The organism is Diaphorobacter aerolatus (assembly GCF_014489535.1).
Taxonomy (GTDB): Bacteria; Pseudomonadota; Gammaproteobacteria; order Burkholderiales; family Burkholderiaceae_C; genus Diaphorobacter_A; species Diaphorobacter_A aerolatus.
Genome location: NZ_CP060783.1, coordinates 1789108 through 1806793 on the forward strand (window position 1 = coordinate 1789108; position 17686 = coordinate 1806793).

Sequence of the window (17686 nt, forward strand, 5' to 3'; positions counted from 1 at the left end):
TAGCAACTCAGGTAAAATTTCCGCGCTTCTGTAAACAGGAATGACTATGGAGCATTTCATAATTAATACTGGTTGTATTTATGATTTAAAACATGTCATGACAATCCCAGTATATGGAATTCGCAAGGGGCTTTCGTCGACTAGGATATTTGGCGACGAAAAATATTGTTCCGCTAATTTGAGATATTCATTATCCGTACGTACAGCCTGTCCGCGATCTTTACTCACGACGTACTTCGCAAAACTGGACTGATCTCTCGTGTAAACCGGATCGAGTGTAAGAAGCATCCCGCCACTGGTCAATGCACCTCGCGCAGTCTCGAAAAGCTCTGATGAAATACCGTCGTCCAAATGATGAAGAATACCAATGGCCAGCACTATGTCGAACTGCGCGTGTCCAGCAATGGAATTTTTATTTACATCTTCGCAAATAAATTCCGCGTTTCTATTCACAAATCGTTTTCTCGCCGATTCGATATACTCACTATTGCGATCAAATCCGAAATATAGAGCTTGTCTTGGAAGATATTCTAATATCTCCCCCGTTCCGCATCCTATATCCAATATACGTGTGGTGCCACTACATAAAGGCTTAACGTGTTGCTCTATAACACGCTTTCGCCAGTCATAGGCTCCAACTGCGCGTTGAAAAAAATCATAGAACGTGGACACAGCCAAGACATGGCGTAGTCCACTTCGTATTTCCGATTTTTGCTGCTCTGGTTGCATATCGTTTTCAACTAGTGGTCTGGAAAATATAAAAGCGCATCATCAAATACATGGCAATGACATAACACGCAATAGCCAACATCTGGGCGAGCAGGTCATGTACCAAGCCCTTTGATATAACCAGCACAGCTAAATTTAATGAATACGCAATCGCAAAGCATATGCCATACCGAAATACTTGCTTTTTTGTGTCGGTTTTCTTTTTGAACACAAAATATTTTGAGAGAGTGAAACTTGATACCATGCCCACACCAAAACCCACTATATTGCTCACAATGGGATCTACTTTCATGGCGGTCAAAATAGCAATAGCTCCAATCCCGATAACCGCATTCACCATTCCCGCGCTTATATAGCGAACAAGATATCCCTTCTCTCCGTTCTGTTTGTGTTGACCTGTCATGCTTATCTCAAATAATATTTGCGTAAAACACCCTCTAGATAGCTCTCTGAAAAATGCAGCCCAATTTCTTTATAAATCTCTTCCACGGCGCCGATGGGAATATCATAAAAACTCCCTCCCTCAACTAATTCTATTTTCGCCCTCTTTCCCTTTATTCGTTCCAGCGTCGAGACAATTTCCAAGACCCGTTCACGGCGCAAATTGCAGATATTTACCGTGAGATTTTCGACAGAACTATTATCAAGGAGATGATTCACTGCACGCGCTACATCTTCTACATCGATAATATTTCGTTCCGCATTCCTTGAAATTTTTATAAGAGAATCTGCATCAATACACGAATTCAGGTAATTCAACAGAGTAGTGTTATTTTGGCTATACCCAGCAAGTTGAGGCAAACGGAAAACGTGAGAGTATCTACGCTTGCAAATCAATGCTTCCATATTGAGCTTATGACTAACATAGGCTGAATCTTTCAATGTTGAGTCATAAATACTGCATGTACTGAAATAGGCTAAATGGCAATCAGCGCTCAAAGACTCAATAACATCCTGGAGCAATGTGCGCTCTCGGGCAAACTCATTTTCTTCATTGCATTTTGAATTAGCCACACCCGATGCAAATATGCATACATTACCCATTTCATTCGCATATTTCCCAAAGGCTTTAGCAACCAACCCGGTTCCAACAATCATCATGATATGTCTTCTATCTTTTATGTCGTGGTGCCGCGCCGTTCAAACAGAATACCCCGAACGAATTGAAGAAACGCCGCATCTAAACCGATCTTCCCTTTATCGAGCTGGCCATAATCCAATAAGTCCATGTACTTTACGACCAATCCCTCGCCTTTCATTCTTGAAATCTCGTCAGCTGTCCCATCAACCGCTTGGCCAACATAAAAATCACCAATGGCAAAAGTCACAACCTCATCTTGCAACGGTACATACTGCATATTCAAAACGTCTAGCACAAAGCGCCTTGCATAACGAAATCCATCGTCCTTGAAGCACACCGGTTCAAGTCGTGCACCTGCATTTGGATATTCAACCGACGCAAGCAATGATTTCAGCTGCTCTCGTACAGATGGAAAATTAGTTACATCGTCCAAAATTTCTGTCACATCAATTAAAATTTGCAACTGTAGCAAAGGAGGTTCTATTGAATGAGCAATTGATGCTGCTGCAACTTTTGTTTTTGCGCCAGTGGCGTTAACCTCTGCTACTGCCTTCAGCAGTTGATCAGTTCCCAAGTTCTGCTGAGAATAAAAATGTTCAATCGCTACATAATATTCCGTGGCGCATTTTTTCGGGGAGTGAAGAGTGCAAACAAGATCTTTAGCCTGCAATCCCAGCGCGCGTCGTGCATCAGCATCGTACCGATAATTCAATATGAGACCAGAAAGTTGGGAAATCTCGAAATCATCATCGATCATGGACACCGCGTGCAAAGGAAGATCGGCCATACTTCCATGGCGGTTGACGATTGTGGCCAATCCGTAGTTCAAACAGTCGAGAACAGCCGCCGACGTTTCCCCCCTTGACTGGGTGCGGAGTTGAATGCCTAAATCCGCAATTGCCAAGTAGTCGTGAAATAGATCGTTGCTTGTCCAGCCAGTAATAAGGATTCGATCTTTCGCTGCGCTATTCTTAATCTTGTAAACAAGTTTTTTTGAATACTCGCTATTATCAGCGGCGCCCACAAAAATTAGTACGCAATCTTCATCCTTGGCAAGATCCGACTCGAGCCACGCATCTACAATCTTCTCGCTCAATTTCGTCGAGGCGACGAACCCAAAACTGCAGACGATAAATTGATTATCACTAAGCCCGAGCTCAGTTCTAATCGCGGTTCTTTTCTTCTCGTCCGGAATACGCGCAGGCGAGCGCAGCAACGGAACTACAGCCCACTCATTACTAGCGGAACTACCGTACCATGCATTGGCCAGCTCGCAAGAATGTCGGGAGTGTGTAATAACGCCGTAGGCTGACTCAAGGACTGAAAAGTTACACGGATATTTGGTAACCACATTCGACCAATCTATACTCGGACTGTGGCGTTCAATTATTGCGGCATATCCATGACTGTTATATAATGCCATATCCCATGCTATAGGTATTTGCCCCGAGCGGGATAAATATGATATTATTCCGGATAAATAGAAATCATGAAGTACAATAACTCCGGGAACATCCGCAATAAGGTCAAACATGTGCTGGTGGAAGTGCGAATTTCCAAAGTGATACAGCACCCTGTCGTATTGATCTGCGTGCTCTCTAAGCCATTCTGCATTGCGGATTTTACAATTAGCGTCAACCCAATTTGACGAAACCATTTCCTGACATACGACCACATCTATGTCGTAATACTCAGACAGCACCGGTAGCAAATCTGCGCTGTAGTCGGCGATGCCGCTACGCTCGGGAGGCAACGGAGACACATAGGCAAGTGTTAGGCGTCGATGGTATTTGCTCTTTTTTGATTCATTTTCCGCAATCTGGCGTGAGGAAAATTTTTCCGTAATAGCATTGAGTGCAGATATCGCCGTCGCATCCCAACTAAATTTTTTGGAATGAGCTAGGCCATGACCTTCGAGTTCTGCCCGAAACGCGGAATCATCTAAAACCTGAGCCATTTTTTCGGCAATGGCCCCATGATCATGCGGATCAAAAAGTGCGTCTTCTCGGCCAATTACTTCGGGTATGCTAGAACAGTTTGAGCCAATTACAGCTCTACCACATGCCATGGCTTCAAGAGCAGGCAACCCAAAGCCTTCGTGCCACGAAGGAAATATGAAAAGTTCGCACAAATTATATAGAGCCAGCAGTTCCTCATCTGGCACAAAACCCGTGAAAACTACATCGCTTTGATTCATTCCACAGCTGACAACTAAGTCCGTCAATCTTTTTTTTGTTTCATCCGAGATCGAACACACGATCGCTAACTGTAAATATACATATCCACGCCCCTTTAGGAGTGCAAAGGAATGAATTAGTCCTTCTATGTTTTTTCGATAATCAATTCCCCCTGTGTAGAGAACGAAAGGCTTTGATAAGCCAAATTGACTCTTAAGAGCAAGTTGATCATCGTGATCAATCGATATTGGTTTATATTTCGGATCGATAGCCGCAGAAATATTTACAACATTACTAGCGTTTGTTCCCAAATAATGTATGCTTTCCTCGCGTGAAGAATTAGAAATAGCAAGTTGTAGATCTGCACGGGTCAGATGCGTAAGCTTTTCGCGATACCAGTTCGATACTATTTCATTTTTTAAATAAATATCGGGATAAATATTCGGAATTAAATCATACAGTATGCTGACGACAAAAGATTTTCTATCAAATAGTTTGATGCTTGTGACGCTCTCATCGCCCGGGCCTTCAAATAGGCTAGAAATCAGAATGACGTCAGGTTTAAGGTTGGCAAGAAACGCCTCGCGCAACAACTCGGAGACTTGTCTCGCCCAAGCGTTTGCCGGCTCAAAATAATTTACAGATATGACAGGGTACCAAACCCTAATATTTTCATCTGGTAAAAATTTTTTGAATCTATCGCGTATAGTTGAAACGGAGTCTCGGAATGCCGCGCTCAATGCAATGATAATCTCATGCTCACCTTTGTTCCTCGCGATTCCTTCAGCCAATGCCATTGAATAGCGACCGATACCACGGTTTGCATTACTCGCCTGCGCAGCTTGGAGATCAATTACGATTCGCACTATCGCTCTCCAGCCTTTTCTCGATCAAACGCGAGAGTTTTACATGAATTCGCGCTGCGCGAGCGCTTATTGATAAATCAGATTCACTAATGGAAATTATCGAGTTTGAATTCAAGATATTTTCGCCATATGCGATGCTGCGTAAATGCTGATGTAAGTAAGGAAACTTTTTGATGTGAGTATTTAAATAAACACTTAAGGCTTCATTTCTGAGAACCCTCGACATCGCCGAGTGAATGGGAATTTTGAACAAATTTATTGACGAAAAGACGAATCTATTTGCAAATCTGCGCGGTAATTTTGTGATGGCTAAGACGTGGGTCGAAAGTCCTCTCAGTGGTGACGTCAGACGCCATGACAGACTTTTTTGGATTGCTTTATAGTTTGCACTCAATTCACCATATGCATGTACCAAGTCCATGAAATCAGATTTCTGGCTTTTGTATTCACCCGTCAATCTACTAAGCTTTTCATTAGCAAAATCAATTTTATCGATCAATCTAGAATTCATATTCTTGAGATTAGAAATCGTATTTTTCGCTTCGTCGATAGAGAGCTTCAGTGATTCAACCGTAGAATTAGACTTAATCAGCTTTTGCTGGACAACCTTGTTAAACGGATGCGTTGCCTTGCCACTAAAAGCGAAATTATCAAATACATTTGGGGGTCTATCAAACGCCTTAAATAGCTCAGGATGGGATTCATGGACATAAAATCTGTTCAATCCGTCGAAATAAGCGAGTCGATAGCCTTTGGCGAAAACAATGCGCTCCCACACCTGATGATTTGATATTTGAGTTCCAGGTCGAGTACTTTCCACAACCACAACCCATGGTCTTTTTTGAGACTGAGACCAACTTTCCAGCACGGATGCCTCTAATCCTCAACGTCGATTTTTAGCCAGTGGATTTCTTGCCAGCCATACTTCTCTAATAATAAATCGAGAGTTATTGATTTAACCAGCAATGGTGTCGCAGCCAATCCTTTATCTACGTATTCTTTCGCCAAATCAGCGCTACCAGTAGAAAGTCCCGTATTGGCAATTTCGTAGAAGGTTAAAAGGTCTTTCTCGCTTGCAATAGCAACTTGCTCTAGAATATCATGCGGTCTGGTTTCACGAAATAGCTGAGCATATCGCGGCGACGGCTCGACACTTACCCAAGCCATCCATGTTCTTGGAATGCCATACTCACCGAATCGACACATGGATCTTGGGCCCCGATATCGATATAGAAACCATTTTTGACGGTTTTCAGCGCCCGCCAAAGCATTACATCTTCGAAATTTTGGGCGTATGAAACAAACATCACGTTTTACTTATTTCAATAATTGGATCTATCCATGCACAGCCTGCGAAAGGCGCCTTATTGACATTGATGACTTCAAATAGCAATGCCAAATCTCTCCATTCATAGTTATTCAAAAGATGTGTCTCTGCACTGCACAAGGCTGTTTGTACTGAATAACTCCCCGGACCTAAATTAGCGGCAAAAGATATTCGATAGAATACTTTAATGCCGCCAACTACGTCGTGAATAACTTGTTTTTTTAAATCTGTATTTGTTCCAAAAATGACCTGCCCCAGTCGATCTTTTATTCCATAACCCAGAACCAGCCGCGAGATCGGATTTAATATGGCAACACGTATGCAAAGGGTGACCTCTTGTCCAACATCCAGACATTCGATGCGATCTCCTTGTGTGTCTTCGAGATAGATCTCCTCGACAATTGCTTCGCCCGTTCCAGAAATAATCTGAACCTTTCCGCTTTCAAGAGTGTTTGTAGTTATTGTAGAATTCTCGCGCTCAGCAATTTTTGCGTTATAGTAATCCATTACCTCTTCAGGATTTCCATCTCTTATAATTTTGCCGTTTTCAAGCAGGATTGCTCGGTCACATAGATTTTGAATGGCGGAACGATCATGAGATACAATTAATAAGCTGGTTCCCTGCTCTCTGAATTCTCTTATCTTATTAAAGCTCTTGTGCTGAAAGTACGCATCTCCGACAGATAGTGCCTCATCAACAATTAGCAAGTCCGGTCGAACTGCGGTGGCCACACTAAATGCAAGACGCATTTGCATACCACTTGAATAGAGCCGTACTGGGCGATCTATATATGGGCCAATCTCGGCAAAGGCTTCAATTTGCGGCATACGCTCATCAATTTCGTGAGACGCGATTCCCAATAGTTGTCCTGCCATCAAGACGTTCTGCCGCCCCGTAAAATCAGGGTGAAACCCATTCCCAATTCTAACAATGCAGCAACCCGACCGCTTGTACGCACATTTCCGGCGGTAGGGTGGGTGGTTCCTGTTATTATTTTCAATAGCGTGCTCTTGCCCGCACCATTCACCCCAATAATTCCGACAGCCTCTCCAGGTCCGACGTTGAAATCTATGTCTTTTAAGACCCATGTTTTTTCGTGATTTGGTTTTCGTGCAAACCACTCCCGTACTCTAGCCCACTTGCTAGGGTACCGCTTGTAGGCTTTACTCACATGGCTAACGCTTAGGCTGTTCATCACAATTCATCCACCAATTCACCCACTCGTGCGGAAAAGAACCAAGCCGCCAGCGTCAGCAATATCAAGGTCGCTATTGTCAAAGGAATAAGTGGTTTCAACGACACAAAACTATGCATCAGAAATATTTGCTGAAACCCCTGCATTAAGGGCACCATAGGATTGAACCCCATGAAAATTCGGACTTTTTCAGTCAATGCGCCAAATGTATACACAATAGGCGTGAGCCAAAACCAAAATTGGAGTATTACACCCGTCAATTGTCCAACGTCGCGAAAAAATACGTTCAACGTACCAAGAAGCACTCCTAGCCCAACTGCAAATCCTGTCAATATTATAAGTAGTGGGATTATTGACAGCAATGACCATCCAGGCCAGTATCCAATAATGGCCAAAAACGCTAAATATATTGCCATCACAATCCCAAAATTAAGAAATGCCGATGTCACTACAATCGCGGGAAGGCAAATTCTCGGAAAATTTGATTTTTTTATCAAATTCCCGTTATCAACAAAGACCCCGTTCAACCGGGAAACGATATCGGCAAACAGATTCCATGTAATCACACCTGCGCATAGATATATTGGAAACGCAAAAGGAGTTTTTTCATATCCGGGTAACGTAGGGCGCATCAACTGCCCCATCACCAAGGTATAAATCAGAATCATGGCGAGTGGGTTCGCCACTGACCAAAATGCCCCCAACAGCGATTCACGGTACTTACCATGAAACTCGCGCATCACGCTACTCCACACAAATCCGCGATAAGCCCAGAGGGCGCGAAACATAACTAAACCAGGCATCTAGCTTCCTTAGGATCCCGTTGTTTCTGCAACACGGCCGTAGGTATCTTCAAAACGAACAATATCGTCCTCGCCCAGATAACTCCCCGATTGCACCTCCACAATCTCAAGCGGCATCTTCCCGGGGTTACGCAAGCGATGCATGTGCCCCAAGGGGATGAAAGTAGATTCGTTCTCGCCCAACAACTGAAGCTTGTCGCCATTCGTGACTTCTGCCGTTCCGCGAACCACCACCCAGTGCTCCGCCCTGTGATGATGCATTTGCAGGCTCAAGCTTGCGCCGGGATTCACCACAATGCGTTTGACTTGGAAACGGTCTCCGTAGTCGATGCTGTCGTACCAACCCCAAGGGCGATGCACCTTGCGATGGGAATGTGCCAGGTCCTTGCCGTGTTTTTGCAGGTGGGCGACGATTTGCTTGACCTCCTGCGTGCGGCGCAGGTCGGCAACGAGGATGGCATCGGGCGTTTCGACCACGGCAATGTGGTCGAGCCCTACACCGGCGACGAGGCGGCTGCTCGAGAGAAACAGGGAGTTTGTGCATCCGTGCTGTACCGCGTTGCCGATGATCGCGTTGCCGTCCCTGTCGTGATCACGAACGCTCCACAACGCGTCCCACGCTCCGACATCGGACCAGCCTGCCTTGAGCGGAATGACGCGCGCCGAGATGCCGAGCTCGGGCGCCTTGGATAAACGCTCCATGACCGCGTAGTCGATGGAATCTGACGGGCTCTGCTGGAACGCGTTCGCCTCGGGACGCACGAAATCCGCATCACGCTGGGCATTGGTCATGGACTGCTCGCACGCGGCCAGGATGTCCGGGCGGAACTGCTTCATGGCCTTCAGCCAGACACTTGAGCGTACGACGAACAGGCCGCTGTTCCAAAGGTAGTTGCCGGCTGCCAGATAGGCTTTCGCATGGTCCAGATCGGGCTTTTCGACAAAGCTCTGAACCTCAAAGGTTCCGTTGTCTTCATCCGTGCCGTGCTGAATATAGCCATAGCCGGTTTCCGGGCGGTCGGCGACGATGCCGAAAGTGACCAAGTGGCCAGCGCTCGCTACGCGGAACGCGCTTTGCACGGCACTGTGGAATGCAGGCTTGTCCGCGATCACGTGGTCTGCAGGCATGGCCAGCATCACGGGATCCTGGCCGTCGGCTTGAGCCTGTAAGGCTGCGATGGTTAGAGCCGGAGCCGTATTGCGACCGCTGGGCTCAAGCAAAATGCGTGCGTTGTCGATGTTCGATTGCTGCAACTGGGTGGCGACGAGAAACCGATGCTCGAAGTTGCACACCAGCAAGGGCGCCGCCAGTTCCACCTCGGAGGAGATGCCAACGAGCCGCGTTGCGGTGTCCTGCAGCATGCTCGCCGTGCCAGCAAGCGCATGAAATTGTTTGGGATAGGTTTCGCGCGACAACGGCCACAGACGCGTGCCCGAACCGCCGCAGAGAATGACGGGAAGTAACTGATCAGTCATGGTAGGAGAAGGTTGCCGCAGTTGCCGTGGGAGAACGCGGAAGGCTTTCCATGTCCGCTTCCAACATGGCAAGGCGTTGATTCAGTCGGCGCACATCGCGCTCTATGCGGGTGTTCACCATGTCTGCGTGCAGCGCCTTGACGAACAGGACAATGCATGCGAAGAGCAAAAGCAGCGCTGGCGGGTACGAGATCCCTACCGAGTAAGCGATGCGATCCACCAGACCCGGCCAGGCACCCAATAGCGCTGCCACTGCTGCCACGGCCACCCAGAAGAGGCCGTGCATCAGATAGAGATGATCGCGGCGAATCAGATACAAGATCAGAATCGCCAACCCCACGCCGAGAAGCATGGTGGTGGTTTGCAAGGACGCCATATCAGCCTGTGATTTCAGCAGGAGCGCGGCAGTGCGTACGACCAACAGACGGTCGTTCCGTTGCCATGCGCTCGAAATTCAACTGCGACACGGCCGACGCCACGTTTCCCACTTACCCTATTGGAACCGATTCCTTATCGGGGCAAAGCCGTCAATTGTAGGCGGAACGCCGAGCAGGCGAATCCCTTTGTGATTCAATAGCTTATACCTATTGAATGCTGTGATTTTCTGCGTTTTTCTTGATTTGTGTAAAACTTCGGTGACGCGCGCCAGAATTAACTTCCAGAGGCACGTCAGCACAGGGCATTCATGCAAGCCCGGAGATGGATTTCAACTAATTACGTTTTTAACCAAAACATACCATAGCTATTTATATGGGTAAAAAGGTATGTCTCGACCGTAGTGAATAGCGTTTGTCAGGACTTCATGGTGCTTTGGCTTTCTTCGGACGAACGGCCAGTCGTTGGAAGCCCGAGAAAACCTCAAGCGCAAATGCTCAACCGCGAGTGCCCCACTCCACCGCCTTTGTCTACGCGGATCTGGGTGGCGATGCGGTCTTTGAGTCCTTCGACGTGGCTGATGATGCCGACCATTTTTCCCGATGCGTTCAAGGTGTCGAGCGCGTCGAGCGCGACGTCGAGGGTTTCGGCGTCCAGCGTGCCGAAGCCTTCGTCCAGAAACAGGGAATCGATTGACGTCTTGTGACTGACCAGATCAGAGAGCGCCAGCGCGAGAGCAAGGCTGACCAGAAAGCTCTCGCCGCCGAGAGCGTGCGCGTGTCGCGTGTCGCGTCGGCTTGCCATTGGTCGACGATTTCGAGTTCCAGTTCGCCCGATGATTTGCGACGCAGCACATAGCGGCCATGCAGTCGTTCGAGCTGGCGATTGGCAAGCTGGAGCAAGTGGTCCAGCGTCAGCCCTTGCGCGAATTTGCGGAATTTGTCGCCCTTGGACGAGCCGACCAAGGCATCCAGATGCTGCCAGATGTCGGATTCGCTGGCCTGCCTGGTGATCTGCGCGAGCAGTTGTTGCTGACTGGCTCGCAAGGCGGCGTCGCGTTCGAGCGTCGCGAGTTTGCCGCCCAGTTGCTGGTTGAGCTGCGTTGATTCGGCTTCGAGTCGCTCGATGCCTTGCTCCAGTTCGGCGCGACTGGCCTCGCTCGCGTTGCGTGATCGCAGTTCGCTGAGTCGGGTCTGCTGGCTCCGCAGCAACTCGCTGGCGATCTGGCGCTCCTGCTCGCGCTGCTGTTTGCGAAGCTGCATCTGGTCGCGCTCTGCGGGCGTCAGGAGCGCATGCAGAAACGCGTCCTCGCTCGCAAACGGGCTGCCCTCCAGAGCGCTCTGCCAGCGTTGTACGGCTGTGCCCTGTGCCTCTCGGTGATGTGCCAGTGTTTCCCGCAGCACGCGCAAGCTGCCTGCGAGCGCATCCACAGTGCGATTGATGGCCGCAACGCGCGAGCCGCAGTCACTCAGTGCACGTAATGCATCTACACCGTCCAATGGCTCCATCACCTCGTCGCTGGCGAATGCCGCAGCGCGCTCGCGCCATTGCGCAAGCTGCGCGTCGGTGTGCTCACACGCGGCACGCTGGCGTTCGAGTTCCATGCCGATGGCCTGCATGCGTTCCTGCGTTTGTTGCCAGACACTGCGGTCGTCTTCGCGCGCTCGCAGCCAGTCCTGGGCGTTGGCCGGCAGGGCCGGGAGTTCCGCAAATCCGGCGCGATGCAGGACTTCAAGCAGCCGCGCCTGCTGCGCGTCCAGGTTCACGCGCTGCTGCGTGAGCAAGGCTTGCGTGTCCTGCTGTTTCTGCGCAAGCGATTCGACCTGCTGCTGAATGCGCAAAGCGTCTTCGCTGGCCGAGTGCAGGGCATGGAACAGCTCCGCCTGGCGCTTGCTCGCCGCTTGCATTTGCTGATCCAGCGCTTCCGCGGATTGCAGTTGTTCGTTCAGCTCAGCCGCATGTTGTCGGGACGACGCCAGCGTCTGTGACAGGCGGTCGGCCAGTTCCCAATCCTTGGCTTGCAATGAGTCGCCGTGCTGCGACTGGGCCAACCGCGCGCGCAATTCATCCCACGCGATTTGATTCGTCCGCCCCTCCTCGACGAGCTGCTGCTCGCGGGCTTGCAAGTGCTGCATCTGGGTTTGCGCCGCCACGAGCGCCGACTCGCCTTGGCGCAAAGTCTTCTCGCCTTGCTGCTGGGCCAGCGTCAAACGATCCAGTTCGGCGCGCGTGGCCGAACTGTCCAGCCGCGTGTAGCGCTCGATGGCGGGATGTTCCTTGGCACCACACAGTGGGCAGGCTTCGCCCGGTTGCAGGTTGGTGCGATGCTCGGAGAGACTGCGAATGACCTGCTCTTGCTCGAGCATGCGCTGCTTGTCGGCGACGCGTTCGTTCATGACTTGCTGCGCCGCCAGAAGCTCGATTTGCGAAGACTGCTGGGTCTGCGCCTTTTCCGCCGCCTGTACGCGCTGATCGCGCACCTCGAAATACTGCGCCTTCATTGCGCGCTGCCGCCGCGCATTCTCGTCGAGCCGCTCGGTGAGGGCGAAATTCTTCTGCGCAAGCTGAGCCTGCTCACGCAGCGCAGACAACGTGTGAACGCCCGCCAATTGCTGCTGCTGGCGCTGAAGAAGCGCCTGCAATTGTCCCTCGCCCTCGGCATGCGCCTTGGCAACTTCTCCGCTTTTCGCGGACTGCTCAGACAGCCGGGTTCGGGCCTCGTTTAGCTTGCTGCTCGTCGCGGCGAGCGTTTCTTCGTTCGCGCGAATGTCCGCCTGTGCCTTGGCCTGCTGCGCGAACTGCTCGCGCCACACGCCCAGGTGCTCGGCCAATTGCGCATGGTGCGCGTGCTCGCCAGACCACACACCCAGCGCTGCTTGTTCGCTTTCAAGGCGGTGCAATTGTTGGGTGGATTGCGCGTGCAGTTGTTGGGCCAGCGCCAACGCCAACGCATGCTCGCGCGTTTGCGCAGCACTTTGTTCGTCGAGTTCGCGCTGCCGAGCTGCCAACTGGCTCGCGGCGTTCTCTGTTGCCGCATGTGCCGATTGCATTGCGAGGTGAATCGGTTGCAGTGCATGCGCCGGTTCGCTCGCGGCCAGTTTTTCCAGTTCTGGCGCGGCGTGTGTTATCGCAGCTTCGGCCTGGTCAAGCCGCTGCTGCGCGCCCTGCAGATTCTTTTCACCGTCGGCCACGGCATTGCGCCACTGCAACTGTTCGCGCAATGCGCTCGTCTGTGCCGCGAGCCCCGACCGTTGCGTCTGGATCGTGCTGACCTCGTTCTGGATCACGCTGCGTTGCTCGTCGGCGAGCAACTCCATGCCGTCGGCACGCGACTGCATGAGCTTGAGCTTTTCCCGTTCCTCGCGCGCACGTTCAAAGACTCTTTGCGAAATCTCGCCGTAGATTTCCGTGCCGGTCAGCTCTTCGAGCAATTCCGCGCGGTCGTTGGCGTTGGCGTTCAGAAAGGCAGCGAAGCCGCCCTGCGCAAGCAGCATGGAGCGCGTGAAGCGCGGAAAATCGAGGCGCGTGATCTCGGTGATCTGCTTGAGCTTCTCGCTCACATGGCGCGTGATGACCGTGCCGTCGCCCTTCGCCAGCTCGACCTGCGGCGACTGCAACGCGCCGTCCACGCGGTCGCGCGCGCGCCGCTGGCTCCACGATGCACGGTAGACCTCGCCACGCACCTCGAATTCCAGATGCGCGCTGCATTCCGCAGTATGCCGCGTCATGATGTCGTTGACCGCCTTGGATTGCGTGCCAAGGCGGGGCGTCTCGTGATAAAGCGCGAGGCAGATCGCGTCCAGGAGAGTCGACTTGCCCGCGCCGGTGGGGCCGGTGATGGCAAACAGTCCGCTTTCCGAAAGCGGTGGCGCGGTGAAATCAATGCTCCATTCGCCCTTGAGCGAGTTGAGATTCTTGAGTTGCAGGCGGCGGATTTTCATGCAACGCCCTCGTCCTGGCTCTCGCCATCCCTCACGGTGCGAACGACCTCCAGATAGCGCTGCGTGATCGCGCCGCGCAATCCGCCGTCCATGCCGGTCTCCAGGCTCAGCCGACGCTCGAACACGTCGTGAGGGTCGAGTTCGTCAAGCGTCACGCCGCTGCTGTCGAAAAGCTGCGCCATGGCCGGTCCGCGTTCGCGACGGATGCGCAGCACTTCAAGCGGCAATCCATCGACCAGCTTCTGAATGCGCGCGGGCAGATCGGCCAGATAGTCGTCGGTGGTGACGGTGATCTCCAGCCAGACACTCTGCCCTTCGCCTGCCTGCTCGGCGATGCGCGGCAGCGCTTGCGTGATGTGACCCAGATCGCCGCGCAGGCTCGCCATCGGCTGAAAAATCGGCACCGGCAATTCGGTCACCGAGCGCAGGCCGGTGGCGTCGAGCTCCACAAGCAGCATCTGCTTTTGCTGGCCCATTCGTCGAAGCTCAGCGTGATCGGCGAGCCCGAATAGCGAATATGCTCCTGACCACCCACTTTCTGCGGCTTGTGGATGTGGCCAAGCGCGAGATAGTCCACGGGAGGAAATGCGGCCGTGGGGAACGCTTCCAGCGTGCCTACGTAGATCTCGCGCACGGACTCGCTGCTGCTCGCCCCACGGTCGTGAGATGGCCGGTGGCGATGATCGGCAGCCGTTCACCGGTCTGCTGCTCGATCCGGTCGCGCTCGGCACACGCGGCCTGATACACGTGGTCGTAGTACTGCCTGATGGCCTCGAGCAGTTGCTGCTGGCGATCCTGCGCACTCTGGCCGAATTCGGAGGTGACCACGTCGCGGGGCCGGATGAACGGGATTGCACACACGATGCAGCCGGGCTGAAGTGGGTCATGCTTTTCAGTGGCCCGGCGCGGCAACACGCGCACATGCGACGCGGGCGCGCTCGCAGCGGGATACACATGGGTGGACAGGCGCGCCAGCAGCCCGCTGCTCTCGCGCAGCGTGGCGACCGAGTCGTGATTGCCGCCGAGCAGCAGCAGCGCCACGCCCGCCTCGTGCAGACGCACGACGAGGTCGCCGTACATCTCGCGCGCATAGCTGGGCGGCGTGCCGGTGTCGAACACGTCGCCGGCAATCAGCACGGCGTCCACGGCGTGAACCTGCACCTGCTCGAGCAGCCACGCAATCAGCGCCTGATGCTCTGCCTGCCGGGACTTGCCCATGAAGTTCTGGCCCAGATGCCAGTCGGAAGTATGAAGAATTCGCATTGCTCGTGAAATCGGCTCGCAACGTGTCCGAATCTGTCGACGGGAGGTTGATCTGCCGCCATTGTCTCGCGGCCCAAACATCCTTTTCTTCGCCCATCCGGAATGACCCATCTCTTGAAATTCCAGAGAATTGCCTTATTATTAGCACTCGATGCCCGCGAGTGCCAAAAGGCACGCTCAGGCACCAAGTTGTAATGTGGACCCGGGACAATCCGGATCGGCGTTCTTCTTGCTCATCTTTCTCATCAATCCATTCAGTTGATACATCAGGAGTTGATATGAACCTGCGTCCCCTGCACGATCGCGTGATCGTCAAGCGCCTCGAAAACGAAACCAAGACAGCTTCGGGCATCGTGATCCCCGACAGCGCCGCCGAGAAGCCTGATCAAGGCGAAATCGTGGCCGTCGGCCCGGCAAGCGTGACGACAAGGGCGCTCTGATCGCCCTGAACGTGAAGGTCGGTGACCGTGTCCTGTTCGGCAAGTACTCGGGCCAGACCGTCAAGGTCGACGGCGACGAACTGCTGGTGATGAAGGAAGACGACCTGTTCGCGGTCGTAGAGAAGTAATAGTTACAGGAAATAGCGACAGGGGTCCGCGCTGCGGGCCAAGCCCCTGCGCTTTTTCTTTCTCTCTTCATCGCATTTTTCAAGTATCCCATTCTTCTTTAGGAGCCAAAAATGGCAGCAAAAGACGTAGTTTTCGGCGGCGAAGCACGCGCCCGCATGGTTGAAGGCGTGAACATTCTCGCCAACGCAGTCAAGGTCACTCTGGGCCCAAGGGTCGCAACGTGGTTCTCGAGCGTTCGTTCGGCGCTCCTACCGTGACCAAGGACGGTGTGTCCGTGGCCAAGGAAATCGAACTCAAGGACAAGCTGCAGAACATGGGCGCGCAGCTCGTGAAGGAAGTGGCCTCCAAGACCAACGACATCGCCGGTGACGGCACCACGACCGCTACCGTGCTGGCCCAGGCCATCGTGCGCGAAGGCTCCAAGTACGTGGCCGCCGGTCTGAACCCGATGGATCTGAAGCGCGGCATCGACAAGGCTGTTGCAGCCCTGGTCGAGCAGCTCAAGAGCCAATCCAAGGCCACGACGACTTCCAAGGAAATCGCTCAAGTGGGTTCCATCTCGGCCAACTCCGATGAGTCCGTGGGCAAGATCATTGCCGACGCGATGGACAAGGTCGGCAAGGAAGGCGTGATCACCGTGGAAGACGGCAAGAGCCTGGACAACGAACTCGACGTCGTTGAAGGCATGCAGTTCGACCGTGGCTACCTGTCGCCCTACTTCATCAACAATCCCGAAAAGCAGGCCGCGATTCTGGACAACCCGTTCGTGCTGCTGTTCGACAAAAAGATCAGCAACATCCGTGACCTGCTGCCTACGCTCGAGCAAGTGGCAAAGGCTGGCCGTCCGCTGCTGATCATCGCTGAAGAAGTCGAAGGCGAAGCGCTGGCGACTCTGGTGGTCAACACCATCCGTGGCATCCTGAAGGTCGTGGCCGTCAAGGCTCCCGGCTTCGGCGACCGTCGCAAGGCCATGCTGGAAGACATCGCCATCCTCACGGGCGGCAAGGTCATCGCCGAAGAAGTCGGCATGTCGCTCGAAAAGGTCACGCTGGCCGATCTGGGCCAGGCCAAGACCATCGAAGTGGGCAAGGAAAACACCATCATCATCGACGGCGCTGGCGCTGGCGCTGACATCGAAGCCCGCGTGAAGCAGATCCGCGTGCAGATCGAGGAAGCGACTTCCGACTACGACCGTGAAAAGCTGCAAGAGCGCGTGGCCAAGCTGGCCGGCGGCGTGGCAGTGATCAAGGTGGGCGCTGCCACCGAAGTCGAAATGAAGGAAAAGAAGGCCCGCGTGGAAGACGCGCTGCACGCTACCCGCGCTGCCGTCGAAGAAGGCATCGTGGCCGGTGGCGGTGTTGCGTTCCTGCGCGCCAAGCAATCCATTGGTGACCTCAAGGGCGACAACCCCGAGCAAGACGCCGGTATCAAGCTGGTGCTCAAGGCCATCGAATCGCCACTGCGCGAAATCGTTGCCAATGCCGGTGGCGAGCCTTCCGTCGTGGTGAACACCGTGCTGAATGGCAAGGGCAACTACGGCTACAACGCCGCCAACGACACCTACGGCGACATGCTCGAAATGGGTATCCTGGATCCAACCAAGGTGACGCGCACTGCCCTGCAGAACGCCGCTTCCGTGGCCTCGCTGCTGCTGACGACCGAAGCCATGGTGGCTGAGGCTCCGAAGGATGATGCGGCCGGCGGCGGCATGCCAGACATGGGTGGCATGGGCGGTATGGGCGGCATGGGCATGTAATGCCCCGGCAGCCGGCGATTGGTGGGTAGAGGCTCCAGTCGCCCACAAGATTTGTTCTTGTAAAAACCCCGCAGGTTTTTGGACCTGCGGGGTTTTGTTTTTGCTTTCTTACGAAGCCTTGCAGGCA

General features: G+C 52.8%; 12 protein-coding genes and 4 pseudogenes. 2 read left to right on the forward strand and 14 right to left on the reverse strand.

The genetic code is table 11. From position 1 onward, the window contains the following. Window positions 1-78 precede the first annotated feature (78 nt). From H9K75_RS08300 to sbcD, 14 genes and pseudogenes are all read right to left on the reverse strand, one after another. Window positions 79-729 (reverse strand): class I SAM-dependent methyltransferase, encoded by a 651-nt coding sequence (locus H9K75_RS08300; RefSeq protein ID WP_187725412.1) that lies wholly within the window; start codon window positions 727-729, stop codon window positions 79-81. 7 nt (window positions 730-736) lie between these two features. Then, complete coding sequence (locus H9K75_RS08305; RefSeq protein WP_187725413.1) at window positions 737-1132, reverse strand: GtrA family protein; 396 nt, start codon at window positions 1130-1132, stop codon at window positions 737-739. Between the two features lie 2 nt (window positions 1133-1134). Continuing rightward, window positions 1135-1827: an NAD(P)-dependent oxidoreductase gene (locus H9K75_RS08310; RefSeq protein WP_187725414.1), complete on the reverse strand. Its 693-nt coding sequence runs from the start codon at window positions 1825-1827 to the stop codon at window positions 1135-1137. Between the two features lie 20 nt (window positions 1828-1847). Continuing rightward, window positions 1848-4853: a glycosyltransferase gene (locus H9K75_RS08315; RefSeq protein ID WP_187725415.1), complete on the reverse strand. Its 3006-nt coding sequence runs from the start codon at window positions 4851-4853 to the stop codon at window positions 1848-1850. Then, entirely contained in the window at window positions 4837-5721 is an 885-nt protein-coding gene (locus H9K75_RS08320) for a hypothetical protein (RefSeq protein ID WP_226858604.1), read from the reverse strand. Before H9K75_RS08320 ends, H9K75_RS08315 begins: the two co-directional genes overlap by 17 nt. Before the next feature lie 8 nt (window positions 5722-5729). Continuing rightward, window positions 5730-6020 carry an FkbM family methyltransferase gene (locus H9K75_RS23735; RefSeq protein WP_264293991.1) on the reverse strand — a complete coding sequence of 97 codons (291 nt, stop codon included), beginning with the start codon at window positions 6018-6020 and terminating at the stop codon, window positions 5730-5732. A 139-nt stretch (window positions 6021-6159) separates the two neighbouring features. Beyond that, window positions 6160-7056: an ABC transporter ATP-binding protein gene (locus H9K75_RS08325; RefSeq protein WP_319016898.1), complete on the reverse strand. Its 897-nt coding sequence runs from the start codon at window positions 7054-7056 to the stop codon at window positions 6160-6162. After that, window positions 7056-7376 carry an ATP-binding cassette domain-containing protein gene (locus tag H9K75_RS25095; RefSeq protein ID WP_319016899.1) on the reverse strand — a complete coding sequence of 107 codons (321 nt, stop codon included), beginning with the start codon at window positions 7374-7376 and terminating at the stop codon, window positions 7056-7058. The genes H9K75_RS08325 and H9K75_RS25095 overlap by 1 nt, the downstream gene beginning before the upstream one ends. Next, entirely contained in the window at window positions 7376-8179 is an 804-nt protein-coding gene (locus H9K75_RS08330; protein ID WP_226858605.1) for an ABC transporter permease, read from the reverse strand. Before H9K75_RS08330 ends, H9K75_RS25095 begins: the two co-directional genes overlap by 1 nt. A 9-nt stretch (window positions 8180-8188) precedes the next feature. Then, window positions 8189-9655, reverse strand: coding sequence for a mannose-1-phosphate guanylyltransferase/mannose-6-phosphate isomerase (locus H9K75_RS08335; protein ID WP_187725416.1), 1467 nt, complete (start codon window positions 9653-9655; stop codon window positions 8189-8191). Beyond that, on the reverse strand, window positions 9648-10031 hold the full coding sequence (locus H9K75_RS08340) for a DUF2304 domain-containing protein (RefSeq protein ID WP_187725965.1): 384 nt from the start codon (window positions 10029-10031) through the stop codon (window positions 9648-9650). Before H9K75_RS08340 ends, H9K75_RS08335 begins: the two co-directional genes overlap by 8 nt. A gap of 482 nt (window positions 10032-10513) precedes the next feature. Further along, the gene (locus H9K75_RS23740) at window positions 10514-10834 is read right to left on the reverse strand and encodes an SbcC/MukB-like Walker B domain-containing protein (protein WP_226858606.1); all 321 of its coding nucleotides are present in this window, start codon (window positions 10832-10834) and stop codon (window positions 10514-10516) included. 2588 nt (window positions 10835-13422) lie between these two features. Further along, window positions 13423-13971 (reverse strand): annotated as a pseudogene (locus tag H9K75_RS23745) (AAA family ATPase); the annotation flags it as partial. Then, window positions 13968-15234: pseudogene (gene sbcD, locus H9K75_RS25475) on the reverse strand (exonuclease subunit SbcD). The pseudogenes sbcD and H9K75_RS23745, both read right to left, overlap by 4 nt. Before the next feature lie 278 nt (window positions 15235-15512). Here sbcD and H9K75_RS08355 point away from each other — a divergent pair. Next, window positions 15513-15802 (forward strand): annotated as a pseudogene (locus H9K75_RS08355) (co-chaperone GroES). Between the two features lie 111 nt (window positions 15803-15913). Further along, window positions 15914-17559: pseudogene (gene groL / locus H9K75_RS08360) on the forward strand (chaperonin GroEL). The last annotated feature ends 127 nt before the right edge of the window (window positions 17560-17686 follow it).